This is a genomic window from Bradyrhizobium paxllaeri, from assembly GCF_001693515.2.
Taxonomy (GTDB): Bacteria; Pseudomonadota; Alphaproteobacteria; order Rhizobiales; family Xanthobacteraceae; genus Bradyrhizobium; species Bradyrhizobium paxllaeri.
In genome coordinates, this window is sequence record NZ_CP042968.1 from 423,702 (window position 1) to 436,015 (window position 12,314).

Genomic DNA, 12,314 nt, shown 5'->3' on the forward strand with positions numbered 1-12,314 from the left:
ATTCCTTGGCGCGGAAACGGCCAGTTTTCGACCTCTTGTGACCCGAATCGCGGGAGATTGTCCCGGCTGCTACTTCCAGATTTACCGCAAGGGGGATTCGATGAAAGGGCAGCTACAGTCCATCTGCGTCGCCGTTCTCATCGCGGCTTTCCTGGCCATGCTTGTTCCACTGAGCGCGCCGGCCGCGCAGGTCAGGCAGTGCAGCGCCGCCGTGCCCAAATCGGCGAAAGGGCATTGGTCCTGGCGCATGATCGACGGCCGTAAATGCTGGTACTCCGGCAAGGCCGTGATCCCGCGGTCAGCTTTGCGCTGGCCCGCTGCGGCGCCGGCACCGGTGCAGGCCAAGGCCGAAACGGCACCAAAGGTCACCGTCAGCGCCGCCGCGGAGAAGCGCAGCGATCCCATGGAGGCGCAGGCGCAGATGACTGACGATGCCGATAGCTTCGAATCGCGGTGGCAATTGCGCGTCGTTTCGAGGTAGGGCCGACGAGCCGCCGCAGCGCAAGAATCGTCTCGGCGGCATGAGTTGAACCGTTGTTGCCGGCGTTGAGTTGCCGGGACGTCGCGCCGGAAGGCTTGCCGCAAGGCCGCGGCCGGGTGTTCCCCGAACGGGAACTTTCGGGTGTCGGCGGGAACTTTCTGCGCACTAATGCGTTGAAATGCATGACCTATGAAAACCGAACGACACCCCCGCGCTCTCGCGAGGAGCGAGCGGCATTGATGGAAAAGCGCCGTGAGGATGCCGAGAAGGCCCTCGACGAGCGCAGGAAGGCCGATGACGCCTTCCGGGCCAATTTCGAGCGGCTGAAGGCAGAGCGTCTCGCCCGCGAGGCGGCAGCCAGCAATTCATGATTGAGTGATTGGCGGAAGTGATTCAGCGGCGAATAACTCGCCGCTGAATGCCACGGCGGCTGTTGTTGTCATGGCGAGGAGCAAAGCGACGTACGCATCCGGTGAAGACCGCTGAAACGGTCGTTGACCGCGCGACTTCGGTTGTGCTTGGCGCCTGTCAGGCAGCGGCCTTTTGCGAGCGGTCGCGTTTCCAATTCCAGGGCAGGAACTCGTCCGCCAGAACGATCTTCATTCGACTCGACGATGACGCAGCAACAGGCCGGGTATGAGTGATCATCGCCTGTGCAAACGTAACGGTGCCCTCGTTCCCGCTCAGTCGTCCTTCGCGTATCAGGCGCCGCCAAGTGAACAGCTGGCCCGGCCGCAAGCCATGTCGTCGCGCCGTCGCCGATACCTGCCGTGGCCCGCTCTCGCTCCCTCCGCCGACCACCGCGCCCCGGTCTCGATCACCTCAAGCCGCGATACCTTCGACATAGGAGCTCAGTCAGTTCCAGGTATCTGTATCTACGTACTGGGCTCGAACGGACCCGGTTCCGAGGAGCCCTCGATCAATTCGACCTTTGCGTAGTTCTCAGCGATGCTCTCGGGTGTCAGATGTGCGTCGTAGAAGCCAGGTCCCATAACGATCGCGATACGTTGGATTGCTCCGGCTCCCACGTTGTAGATGTTGTTCGTCTCCGAACAACTATCGCTTGCCAGCCAGACGATCGCTGGCGCAACAGCCTCAACCGGCATGGTGGTTTTTCCATCTGCCTCAGACAAGCGGGATCCTGCAGCCGGGTGCATCCTCGTGTACCCGACTGGGGAAATGGTATTCACGAGAATCCCGTGCTCAGCACCTTCAATTGCAAGAATGCGCATCAGTCCAACTACTGCGCACTTCGCCGCCGCATAGGTGGCTTGGCCACGCAGTCCGAACAGGCCGCTGACTGACGTCGTGAGGACGATCTTCCCGTAGCGCTGAGCGACCATATGCGGCCAGGCCGCCTTCACCGTGTTAACCGGCCCGCCAAGGTGCACGCGCCAATAGTGATCGAAATCGTCAAGGGTGGCATCCTCGAATAGCTGGCTTCCGCAGATACCAGCGTTGTTCACGAGAAGGTCTATTCTCCCGAAATGCTCGATGGTCGTCGCGATCAGGTCACTGCCACCTTCAGGGGTGGAAACGTCGCTGTCATTCGCGATTGCCTCGCCTCCACGTGACCGAATGAGGTCGGCCACCTGTTCCGCTATCGTGGAGTCCTTCCCGAACCCCGATACGTCGGTCCCCAGGTCGTTCACCGCGACCCGGGCACCGCGTTCGGCGAGAAGTTCGACGTATGCCCGCCCCAGCCCGCGGCCTGCCCCAGTCACAACCGCGACCTTCCCGTCCAACGAAATTCGTTCAGTCATCTCGCGGTCCTCTTCCGACAAGATTCAACGCCCCTCCGTAACTGAGATCAACTCACTGTCGAATTTGCCGGCGCATTCGCGCTCAAGGATCAGCGACGCATCGCCTTCGCTGGTCGCGTCCACAAAGACGGTCACCGTTACCGCATAGCGATTGGTCTGATCCCGCTGCATCCGCCGAACCGTGAGCACACAACGGATATACGGAAGGAACGTCCCCGTCCGTTCCCCATAATGTGATGGCATCTGGGGGGCCTCGCAAGGCGGCCCTCGCCGGGTGCTTACTAAGCGACGAAGCAATCCATCTCTCGGCTCGCGGAGAGGTGGATTGCTTCCGCCTTCGCTCTTCGAGCTACGGCGGACAAGTCGCGGCGCTCGCAATGACGGCTGTAGCCGTTGTCAATCCACCACGATCTTGACGCGATCCCGGGGCTTGACCTGCGCGTGCTGGTCAAGGCCGTTGAGGATGCGAAAGCGCTCGGCCGGGCGGTCGACGCCGGACATGCGGTGGGAGAGCGATTCCACGGTATCGCCGGGCTGCGCGGTGATGACCTTGATGCGCAGCGGGCGCGCGGCCTGGATTTCTTCCATCGTCAGGCGGCGGAACGAGTTCACGGTTTCGCGCGCATTGCGCTCGCTTTCGGTGTTGCGCTGCTTGGCGGCGAAGATGAAGCGATAGACGTCGCTGCCGTAGCGCAGCGCAAACACCTTGAACTGCCACTGATCGCCGTTCGCGTTCGCCGCGGCGACCGGGAAACCGTTGATCATGAGGTCTTCGGTCGAGCCCTTGTCGACGCCTTCCATCCAGCCGGAATTGAGGTAGTCGGCCAGCGATTGTTCGGCCGGCACGCGCACCACGTCGAAGCGCATCGCCTGCGTGCCGCCATCGCGTACGCCGATCACGGCCTGCGCGGTATTGTCGAGCGTGAACGTCTCGGGGGCCTGGAAGGTGAAGCCGAGCTTGGGGTGCAGGAAGCGACGGCCGCGCACAAAGCCTTCGCTGGGATCTTCGCCATAGACAATGTTGTCGATTGCGGCGAGATAGGTCTCGCGGTCGCGCTCGCCGCTCTGCGGCGAGGTGTATTGCCGGGCGCTGGCCTGCGCGTTCTGCACCCGCTCGGGGGTCGCCGGGTGCGAGGACAGGAAATCCTGCGCGCGCGGATCGAGCGAGGTCTTGCCGGCCTTCAGCGCCGCGTTGCGTTCCATCGCGGCAAGGAACCGCGAGGCGCCATAGGGATCGAAACGGGCGCGGGCCGAAATGCCAACGCCGATGCCGTCGGCCTCGAATTCCTGCGCGCGCGAGAAGCTCGCCATCGTCAGTTTTGTCTTGGCCAGCGCCAGCGCCGTCAGATCGGGATCGTTGCTCATGTCGGTGACGACACGGGTCACCACCGCCGCCTGCCGCGCCTGGTCTTCCCGGATCGAGGCGTGTTTTGCGATGACATGCGCCATTTCGTGGCTCAGCACCGAGGATAGTTCCGACGTGTCGCTGGCGAGCGCGACCAGGCCGCGCGTCACATACAGCTGGCCGGTCGGCAGCGCGAAGGCGTTCACCGCGCCGGAATTGAGGATGGTCACCCGATAGGCTTGGTCGGGGCGGTCGGAGGCCGCGACCAGCCGGTCAACCGTCTTGCCGATCAGGGTTGCGAGTCTCGGATCGTCATAGGCGCCGCCATAGGAGGCCAGAATCCGCTCATGCTCGCGCTCGCTCGCCGGCGTCTGTGCGACGATGCGGCTCGGCTTCGGCTGGGGAACCACCGGCGCGGCGGTCTCGAGTTTTCCCAGATTTCCACAGGAAGAAAGTGTCAGCGCGGCGCACAACAGCGCAGGCGCAGCCAGAAGGCGGCAGCCCGTGTTTCCTCCGCGCCGTCGTGCACGATGCGTCAAATCAGCCACTAAGATCACGATCCAACTGGAATCGCCGATCTCATCCCTTGTTCTTTCGCGTGTGATCCAAATGAAAACCGGTGCCCAGTCTTCGGATCAAGCGCTATTTCCCGCCCAGCACCTCAATCTGCTCCACCCGGCGTACCTCAATCCGTGGCCCTCCCCGCGACGAGACAATGCCGCGGACACGAATCCTTCGATTTTCGAACGACTTAGGTCCAAGGCCGGCGTTCTCGAACGCCGGTATGATGTGCCTTGAAATAGTCGCGGCAAAGTCCTGTGTCCAGTTCCGCCCGAAGTTCAGGTAGGTAATCGCCCCCGCCTGCCGAACGGACAATACTCTGCCCTCGACCACCGTAAAGTGCCCAACCGCTGCCAGAATATCGCCCGGACTTTCGGTGTTTTTTATGGCCGTGGTTTCAGCCCAGATGCCCAATTTGGCCTGCCGCGCGCTGGTCTCGGCCGATGCCAGTGCTGCAGCGCAATTTTTCTCGGATATATCGCTCGAAACCAGCGCTTCGCCGCGGCGCAACAGCTCGATTTGCACCGAGCGTTCCGAGCCTTCGACGAACACGAAGGCCGACTGGCGGCCATAGCGGTCTGGCGAATCGTCCTCGCCGCGCAGCGTCACGTCGCGGCCGCCGACGATTGCCGACAATGCGGCTCTGATTCGGGCCTGATCGGTTCCGGCTCGCTCGATGCCGGCGAGGCGGATCTCGCGGCCGTCCTCGAGGCGAAGGCTACGCGCATCGATCACGGCGGTGACGCGGCCTTCGCCTTGCGGCTCGAGCGCGCAATCGGCCGCCTCGGCGCGTCCGATCACGGCCAACGCGAGAAAGGACGCGGCATATGCCGGCAGCGCAGCGCTGCAACGCGATTGCTGACACATCTTGACGCTGCTCTCGGTCCCCAAATGTTCCTGTATGCTCGATCAGTAACCGCATTGCTACCTTAGATTGCCATGACGGAGGAGACAATGGAAGTCAACGGCATCGCCCATATTTTCCTCACCGCCTCGAATTTCGAGCGCTCCCGAAATTTCTATCGAGCGTTGCTGCCGTTCCTCGGCCTGAAGCCGGTCGTCGAGACCGAGACGACCTGTTACTGCGTCGGCGGTCGCACTGCCGTCGGCATCAGCGCGCCGTCAGCGGAGCATGAAGGCGCCGCCTTCGAGCAGAAGCGTGTCGGCCTGCATCACCTCTGCTTCCGCGCCCGCGAGCGCGCCGATATCGACGAACTGCATGCCTTTCTGCAGACGCTCGGCGCCAAGATCATCCGCGCCCCGCGCGAGGACCAATGGGCGCCGGGATATTATTCGATCCTGTTCGAGGATCCGGATGGGATCAGGCTCGAACTCAATCATGTGCCGGGGAAGGGGCTGTTGGGATAGATCGCGCGTTGCACTTCGCAGGATGGGTAGAGCGAAGCGAAACCAATCATCTTTCCGCGCGGGGACTCTGATGGGTTTCGCTTCGCTCTGCCCATCCTGCGCGTCGGTTGTGCAACGCTGCTTGCTGGCGAATGTGCGCGCACCACAATTGAGTTGTCGTCATCATATCATGCGCTGCTCGGTAGCGAGCACTGTAGCGGAGCACCGTTTTTGCCGGAAATAGAGCGCGAACCGCAGCCAAATTGTCGCATCAGCGCGTGCCATGGCGGAGATCTTGGGATAAGTTTTTCCTCGCCGTGGCCCCAACATTCGGCCTGCTGTCAACCACGCATCCGGTGGATCCCATGCAGCAGATTTCAGACTGGCTCGAGAATCTCGGCATTGGACAGTACGCGAAGCGTTTTGTCGAAAATGGAATCGATGTCAGTGTTCTTCCCGAATTAAAGGACGAGGACTTCGACAGGCTCGGGGTTCTGCTCGGCCATCGCCGCAAGATGCTGCGCGCCATCGCCGACCTCAATCAGGCCGAATTGATTGCGCCTCGCCGGCATGATGCCGAGCGACGCCACCTCACCGTCATGTTCTGCGACCTCGTCGGCTCGACGGCGCTCTCGGCGAGCCTCGATCCCGAGGACATGTGGGAAGTGATCCGTGCCTATCGCGCTGCCTGTGCGACGGTCGTCGCCGCCTATGACGGCGTGATCGCCAGGTTTGTGGGCGACGGCATCCTCGCCTATTTCGGCTATCCCCGCGCACACGAGGACGATGCGGAGCGCGCCGTTCGCGCCGGCCTCGATATCATCCCTGCCGTGAGGCGGCTCGACATGCGTACACAGGAGCGGGTCGAGGTGCGCGTCGCCATCGCGACCGGACTTGTCGTGGTGGGCGACCTCACCAGCGGCAGCGTATCGGAGCAACAGGCCATGGTCGGCGACACGCCAAACCTTGCTGCCCGGCTGCAAGCGCTGGCGGAGCCGGGGGCGGTTGTCGTTGCGGATTCGACGCGCCGGCTGCTCGGTGATCTCTTCAACTTTCAGGACCTCGGACACCGCGAGGTCAAGGGCATCTCCGAACCGATCGCGCTCTGGGCGGTCGAAGGCGGAGCCGCGTCGGAAAGCCGCTTCGAGGCGGTGCGTACCGCGCGATCCATCGGCTTTGTCGGCCGCAAGGCGGAGATCGAGCTCGTGCGCGCGCGCGAGCAACTGGCGTATCAGGGTGAAGGGCAGGTGGTGCTGATTTCAGGCGAGGCCGGGATCGGCAAGTCTCGCCTTGTGGCGATGCTCTCCGAGACTCCTGCGTTGGGGGCGCCCCGCCGGCTGCGATATCAGTGCTCGCCCTACCACTCGAACACCGCGCTTCATCCCTTTATCGCACAGCTCGAGCGCGCCGCCGGCATCGGGCTGCAGGATAGCCCTGAGCAAAAACTCGACAAGCTCGAGGTTATGCTGGCGCTCGGAACGCAGCAGGTGGCCAAGGCGGTGCCGCTGATTGCCGCGCTGCTTTCGATCCCGACCGGTGAGCGCTATCCACCGCTGGGTTTAAGTCCGGTGCAGCAGCGGCGCCAGACCTTCGCCGTCCTGCTCGACCAGTTCGAAGGCCTGGCACGGCAGCAACCGCTGCTGATCATTTGCGAAGACATGCATTGGGCCGACGCCACGACGCTCGAACTGTTCGATCTCGCGGTCGATCGGATCAGGGGCTTGCCGGTGCTTGCGCTCGCGACATTCCGGCCCGAGTTCGAGCCGCCCTGGGAGGGGCTGGCCAATGTCAGCCTGCTGCGGCTCGATCGACTTGACCGGCAGGAGACGCGCGAACTGGTCGAGCAGGTGACCATCGGACGAAAGCTGCCGGGCGAGATGATGCGGCAGATCATCGACAAGACCGATGGCATCCCGCTGTTCGTGGAAGAATTGACCAAGATGATGCTGGAGTCGGGGCTGCTCGTCGAAGACGCCGGGCGCTACCGTCTCGATAGTCCGCTGCCGCCGCTCGCGATTCCCGCTACATTGCAGGACTCGCTGATGGCGCGGCTCGACCGGCTGGCGCCGGTCAAGGAGGTGGCGCAGATCGGCGCTGCCATCGGCCGCGAGTTCTCTTACACGCTGCTGCGATCAGTGGCGGGGCGCGATGACCTGACGCTGAGCGCTGCGCTGGCGCAACTCGAGGAAGCCGAACTGCTGGTATGCTGCGGCGCGCCGCCGGAGGCGACCTACAGCTTCAAGCATGCACTCGTTCAGGAAGCGGCTTACGAGAGCCTGCTCAAGAGCCGGCGGCAACTGCTTCACCAGCATATCGGCGATGTCTTGCGCGACAAGTTCCCCATCATCGCCGAGACCGAGCCGGAAGTTCTTGCACATCACTTCACTGAAGCGGGGTTGAGCGCAACAGCCCTCGACTGGTGGCGCAAGGCCGGCCAGCAAGCCCTGAGACGCTCGGCCTATACCGAGGCGATTGCGCATCTCGGCAAGGCGGTTGCCATCGCAGATAAACTGCCCGTTGGGCCGGGCCGGATCATGAACCGGCTGCAGCTTCAAATCGCCTATGGCCGCGCGCTGCGGAGCAACCTCGGGCACAGCGCCCCCGAAACGGTGGCGGCATGGAAGCGCGCGCGCCAATTCGCAGCCGACATCAATGATCCCGTTGAACTGGCGCCGATCCATTCGGGCCTGTTCAATGCCTGCCTGACCCATGGCGAGATCGCGCCGATGCGGGAGCTGGCCGAGGCCATCATGACCGCCGCCGGGCAGCGACCGGAATCGCCGGTGGCCGCCGTCGTCGCGCACTGGACGACCGGAGTCACCTCCTGGTTCGGCGGCGATTACCTCAACGCACGACTGCATCTTGGGCGCGCGCTTGAAATCTATGAGGCCGAGCCTGATCCGGCGACCTTCAAGGCGTCGGCGCTGGACCTGCCGTTCGTCATCATGAGGTTCCTTGCGCTGGTGCTTTGGCCGCTTGGCATGATTGACCGATCGCGACGGCTCGCCACCGAGGCAGTATGTGCCGCGGGAGAAAAGCGGGCGCTTTCTCAAGCCAACGCGCTCGTCCACAAGGCGGTCTTCGACGGACTGTGCGGCGGCATGTTGCAGGAGACGGAGACGATCCTGGCGCTTGCGCTGGCCCGCGAGCATACGATGCCGTTGTATGTCGCAGCCGGCAGCTACCTGAACGGCCTGGCACAGTGGCGCGCCGGCGACCGAACCGGCGGGCTTGCGGAAATGTGCCGGGGCTGGACGTTGCTTCATGAGAATGACTGCTACCTCTGTGAACCATTCTGGGGGATGCAGATTGCGGTGGCGAATGCGGAGGCCGGGGACGTTGATGCCGGGCTGGAAATCCTGCGGGAGCTGATCTCCTGGACGGAACGATCCGGCCAGCATTGGCTCGATGCCGAACTCCATCGCAGCCAGGGTGAGCTTCTGTTGCGTCTTGACCCGCCTGACATATCGATGGCCGAAGACGCTTTCCGCAAAGCCCTGGAAATCGCCCGCGCTCAACGGACGAAAACGTTCGAGCTGCGCAGCGCCGTTGGACTTGCGCGGCTCTACAGCGCAAATGGCCGGGTTGATTCGATATTCGAGCTGCTCGCGCCGATCCTCGTTGATTTCGGCGCGCGGCAAGATCTTCCCGAGATCGAGCAGGCCGAAATCCTGCTCCGGCAAGCCGCTCCTTTCGAGCCCGTGCGCAGGATGGGTTGAGCGTCGCGTCATCCCCGCAGGCATTCCGTTCAACGGAAAACGTCAGCGCCTTGCCGCTGCTGACACCATGCGGCATGATCGCGCCGACCAAAATTCAAAGCCGCAAATCAATGCGGCGCGCCGACAAGGGAGGCCTTCCATGAAAAGAGCAATAACAGGCATGATTGCCGCCACGCTGGCCGTCTCGGCGAGTGCGGCATTGGCGCAAAGCAAGCCGCCGCTCAAGCTTGGCGGCATTCTCGATATGTCGGGACTCTACGCCGATATCACCGGGCCGGGATCGGAGACTGCGGCTAAGATGGCGGTGGAGGATTTCGGCGGCGAGGTGCTGGGACGCAAGGTCGAGATCCTCGCGGCCGATCATCTCAACAAGGCCGATCTTGCCGCCAGCATCGCGCGCGACATGTTTGACAACCAGGGTGTCGAGATGCTGTACGACGTGGCGGCGTCCGCGACGGCGCTTGCCGCCGGCGAAATTGCGAAAACGCGCAACAAGATCGTGATGTATAGCGGCCCGGCCTCGATCCGCCTCAGCAACGAGGCCTGCGGTCCCTACACCGTGCATTATTCCTACGACACGTTTGGACAGGCCAACGTCACCGGGCTCGCCACCGTCAAGAGCGGTTTCGAGACGTGGTTCTTCCTCACCGCCGATTATGCCTTCGGCCAGGACCTGGAAAAGGACACGACCAACGTGGTGGTGAAGTCTGGCGGCAAGGTGCTCGGCAGCGTCAAGCACCCGCTCAATACGTCGGATTTTTCATCATTCCTGCTGCAGGCGCAGAGTTCGAAGGCGAAGGTCGTCGGTCTTGCGAACGCCGGTGGCGACACCATCAATGCGATCAAGCAGGCGGCGGAATTCGGCCTGACCCGGAGCGGCGGCCAGAAACTCTCGCCGCTGCTCGCCTTCGTGACTGATATCGACAGCGTCGGGCTGCAGACCGCGCAGGGCCTGCTGCTTGCGGAAGCTTTTTATTGGGACCTCAACGACGACACCCGCGCGTTCTCAAAACGCTTCATGGAGCGCGTCAAGCGGCCGCCGACCGCGGCGCAGGCCAGCGTCTATTCTTCCGTCCTGCACTATCTGAAAGCCGTGAAGGCCGCGAACACCACGGATGCGGCCGCCGTCATGAAGCTGATGAAGGAAACGCCGGTGAACGACATGTTCGCCAGGAACGGCAAGATCCGCGACGACGGCCGCATGGTGCACGACATGTATCTGTTCGAGGTCAAGAAGCCGTCGGAGTCGAAAGGACGCTGGGACTATTACAAGCTGCTGGCGACGGTCCCCGGCAGCGAGGCGTTCCAGCCGCTGGAATCCTCACGCTGCCCGCTGGTGAAGAAATAGACCCATCTTCGTAGGGTGGGCAAAGCGCAGCGTGCCCACCATTCCAGCGGCAAAGTTGGTGGGCACGGCGCTAGCGCACCTTTGCCCACCCTACGAATTCAATCACAACCAACAACGAAAGCACGACACATGAGCGCAAACGAAATGGTCCTCCAGAATCTCGAGCAGGGCTTGCTCACCATCACCATGAACCGCCCCGACCGGCGCAACGCGCTCAATCCGGACATGACGCGCGGGCTGGTGGAGGCGGCGCGCCGCGCGCAGGAGGATCACGAGGTGCGGGCGGTGCTGATCAAGGGCGCGGGCGGCACGTTCTGCGTCGGCGGCGACGTCAAGTCGATGGCGGAGGGCAGGGCGCCGCTTCCCTTCGAGGCCAAGATGGCGAACTTGCGCCGCGGCATGGAAGTCTCGCGCATCCTGCACCAGATGCCGAAGCCCGTGGTGGCGCAGCTCGACGGCGCGGCCGCCGGCGCCGGCCTTTCGATCGCGCTGTCCTGCGACCTGCGCGTTGCCAGCGCCTCCTGCAAGATCACCACCGCCTTCGCCAAGGTGGGCTTCTCCGGCGATTACGGCGGCACTTATTTTCTCACCCAGTTGCTCGGCAGCGCGAAGGCGCGCGAGCTCTATCTGCTGTCGCCGGTCCTGAGTGCGACCGAGGCCTATAACCTCGGCATGGTGACAAAGGTCGTGCCGGACGCCGACATTGACGCGGAGGCGCGCGACCTTGCGATGTCGCTGGCGACAGGGCCCTCGATCGCGCTCGGCTTTATCAAGCGCAATATCAATAATGCCGAGACGATGTCGCTGGAGGCTTGCTTCGATGGCGAGGCGATCCATCACACGCGCGCCGGCGACACCGCCGACCACAAGGAAGCGGCAAAGGCTTTCGTCGAGAAGCGCAAGCCCGCATTTCAGGGACAGTGAGATGGCCGAATATCTCAGGCTGCGGCAGATCTGCCTGGTGGCGCCGCATCTCGAGCCGGTGATCTCGGACATTGCCGCGATCATGGGTCTCAATGTCTGCTATCGCGACGGCAACGTCGCCAAGTACGGCCTGGAGAACGCGCTGCTGCCGGTCGACACGATCCTGCTCGAAGTGGTGGCGCCGACCCAGCCCGGCACCGCGGCGGGACGCTTCCTCGACAAGACCGGCGGCCGCGGCGGCTACATGGCGATCTTCTGCTGCGACGATCCCGACGCGCGCGGCAGGCACGCCAATGCGATCGGCGTGCGCACGGCGAACGTGATCACGCATGCGCCCTATCACGGCGTGCAACTGCACCCGCGCGACTGCCGCGCCGCGTTCATCGAGTTCAATCACACTGACGGCAGCGACGATGTACTCGGGCCCTATCCGCCGGCCGGGCCGGACTGGCAGAAGGCGATCCGCAAGGACGTGACGCTGGCGCTAACGGAAGTTCAGATGCAGAGCCCGGACCCGCAGGGCTTGGCGGAGCATTGGGGGAAGATTCTGGAAGTGCCTGTCAGCAAGAGTGCGGGCGGCGAGCCGGAATTGAAGTTGCCCAATGCGCGCTTGCGCGTTGTGAAAGGTGGAAGCGATCTGATGAGCGGGTTGACGTTTCGCGTGGCCGATGTTGCCAAGGTGCGCGATGCAGCGAAAGCGAAAGGATGCAAGTTGTCGGGCGATACGTTCGATCTGTGTGGCGTGACGTTCAGCCTGGTGGCGTGAGCGAGAATTCGTAGGGTGGGCAAAGGCGCGCTTGCGCCGTGCCCACCATATATCTCAAAT

At 63.2% G+C, this 12,314-nt stretch carries 12 protein-coding genes; 7 read left to right on the forward strand and 5 right to left on the reverse strand.

Annotated features, from left to right (window positions below):
• Window positions 1–100: 100 nt before the first annotated feature.
• Both LMTR21_RS01970 and LMTR21_RS41425 read left to right on the forward strand, forming a co-directional pair.
• Window positions 101–481: a hypothetical protein gene (locus LMTR21_RS01970; RefSeq protein ID WP_065750554.1), complete on the forward strand. Its 381-nt coding sequence runs from the start codon at window positions 101–103 to the stop codon at window positions 479–481.
• Between the two features lie 239 nt (window positions 482–720).
• Window positions 721–852, forward strand: a complete 132-nt coding sequence (locus tag LMTR21_RS41425) for a hypothetical protein (protein WP_283807210.1) — start codon at window positions 721–723, stop codon at window positions 850–852.
• 157 nt (window positions 853–1,009) lie between these two features.
• On the opposite strand, the gene LMTR21_RS41710 is transcribed toward LMTR21_RS41425, so the two are convergent.
• The 5 genes from LMTR21_RS41710 to LMTR21_RS01995 form a co-directional block, all read right to left on the reverse strand.
• Complete coding sequence (locus tag LMTR21_RS41710) at window positions 1,010–1,282, reverse strand: transposase (RefSeq protein ID WP_084030383.1); 273 nt, start codon at window positions 1,280–1,282, stop codon at window positions 1,010–1,012.
• Window positions 1,283–1,356: 74 nt separating this feature from the next.
• On the reverse strand, window positions 1,357–2,244 hold the full coding sequence (locus tag LMTR21_RS01985; protein ID WP_210250550.1) for an SDR family NAD(P)-dependent oxidoreductase: 888 nt from the start codon (window positions 2,242–2,244) through the stop codon (window positions 1,357–1,359).
• A gap of 24 nt (window positions 2,245–2,268) precedes the next feature.
• Window positions 2,269–2,415, reverse strand: a complete 147-nt coding sequence (locus tag LMTR21_RS39865; protein WP_187399295.1) for a hypothetical protein — start codon at window positions 2,413–2,415, stop codon at window positions 2,269–2,271.
• Window positions 2,416–2,640: 225 nt separating this feature from the next.
• Window positions 2,641–4,128, reverse strand: coding sequence for a M48 family metalloprotease (locus LMTR21_RS01990; protein WP_084030794.1), 1,488 nt, complete (start codon window positions 4,126–4,128; stop codon window positions 2,641–2,643).
• 103 nt (window positions 4,129–4,231) lie between these two features.
• Window positions 4,232–4,951, reverse strand: coding sequence for a thermonuclease family protein (locus tag LMTR21_RS01995; protein ID WP_347339161.1), 720 nt, complete (start codon window positions 4,949–4,951; stop codon window positions 4,232–4,234).
• A gap of 153 nt (window positions 4,952–5,104) precedes the next feature.
• Between LMTR21_RS01995 and LMTR21_RS02000 the strand changes: the two genes are divergently transcribed.
• The 5 genes from LMTR21_RS02000 to LMTR21_RS02020 all read left to right on the forward strand — a co-directional run bounded on the left by LMTR21_RS02000 (window position 5,105) and on the right by LMTR21_RS02020 (window position 12,254).
• Complete coding sequence (locus LMTR21_RS02000) at window positions 5,105–5,518, forward strand: VOC family protein (RefSeq protein ID WP_065754633.1); 414 nt, start codon at window positions 5,105–5,107, stop codon at window positions 5,516–5,518.
• 344 nt (window positions 5,519–5,862) lie between these two features.
• Entirely contained in the window at window positions 5,863–9,216 is a 3,354-nt protein-coding gene (locus tag LMTR21_RS02005; protein ID WP_065754634.1) for an adenylate/guanylate cyclase domain-containing protein, read from the forward strand.
• Between the two features lie 139 nt (window positions 9,217–9,355).
• Window positions 9,356–10,564 carry an ABC transporter substrate-binding protein gene (locus LMTR21_RS02010; protein WP_065754589.1) on the forward strand — a complete coding sequence of 403 codons (1,209 nt, stop codon included), beginning with the start codon at window positions 9,356–9,358 and terminating at the stop codon, window positions 10,562–10,564.
• A gap of 129 nt (window positions 10,565–10,693) precedes the next feature.
• Complete coding sequence (locus LMTR21_RS02015; protein WP_065754590.1) at window positions 10,694–11,488, forward strand: enoyl-CoA hydratase; 795 nt, start codon at window positions 10,694–10,696, stop codon at window positions 11,486–11,488.
• A gap of 1 nt (window position 11,489) precedes the next feature.
• Window positions 11,490–12,254 carry a VOC family protein gene (locus LMTR21_RS02020; RefSeq protein ID WP_065754591.1) on the forward strand — a complete coding sequence of 255 codons (765 nt, stop codon included), beginning with the start codon at window positions 11,490–11,492 and terminating at the stop codon, window positions 12,252–12,254.
• The last annotated feature ends 60 nt before the right edge of the window (window positions 12,255–12,314 follow it).